Raw genomic sequence first — 630 nt, forward strand, 5'->3', positions numbered from 1 at the left:
TCATGGACCACGCCGGGCTGCCCCTGAAGACCGTGCTGGAGCAGCTCGACCTGCTCGGCGAAGAGGTCGTGCCGGTGCTGCGCGAGGAGTTCGCCAAGAACCGCCCGGCGAACGTGCCGGACGCCCCCACCCACGCCTCCCTGGTGGCCACCCGGAAGGCCACGGTCGAGGAAGGAGCCCGCTCATGAAGCTCGTCGTCGTCTCCGCGGGACTGAGCGTCCCGTCCTCCACCCGGCTGCTCGCCGACCGGCTCGCCGCGGTCGCCGCTCCGGCAGCTACGGCTCCCGAGCCTCAACCAGCCGCCATCGAGGTCATCGAGCTGCGCGACCTCGCCCTTGAGATCGCGCACGCCTTCACCAACGGCTTCCCCGCGCGTGCGCTGTCCGCCGCGTTCGACGCGGCGGCGGCGGCCGACGGGCTGATCGCCGTCACGCCGGTGTTCTCGGCGTCGTACAGCGGGCTGTTCAAGTCGTTCTTCGACGCGCTGAGCGCGACCGACGAGAACGCGCTCGCCGGGAAGCCGGTGCTGATCGCCGCGACCGGCGGCACCGCCCGGCACTCGCTCGTCCTGGACCACGCGCTGCGTCCGCTCTTCGCGTACCTCAAGGCCGTCGTCGTCCCCACCGGCGT

1 protein-coding gene and 1 pseudogene are annotated in these 630 nt (G+C 72.2%); both read left to right on the forward strand.

The annotated features are described in order from the left end of the window. Window positions 1–188, forward strand: a pseudogene (locus RM812_RS42090) (5,10-methylene tetrahydromethanopterin reductase); the annotation flags it as partial. Continuing rightward, a partial coding sequence (locus RM812_RS42095) for a CE1759 family FMN reductase (RefSeq protein WP_311586283.1) occupies window positions 185–630 on the forward strand: 446 nt, incomplete at its 3' end. The pseudogene RM812_RS42090 and the gene RM812_RS42095, both read left to right, overlap by 4 nt.

The organism is Streptomyces lancefieldiae (assembly GCF_031845825.1).
Taxonomy (GTDB): Bacteria; Actinomycetota; Actinomycetes; order Streptomycetales; family Streptomycetaceae; genus Streptomyces; species Streptomyces lancefieldiae.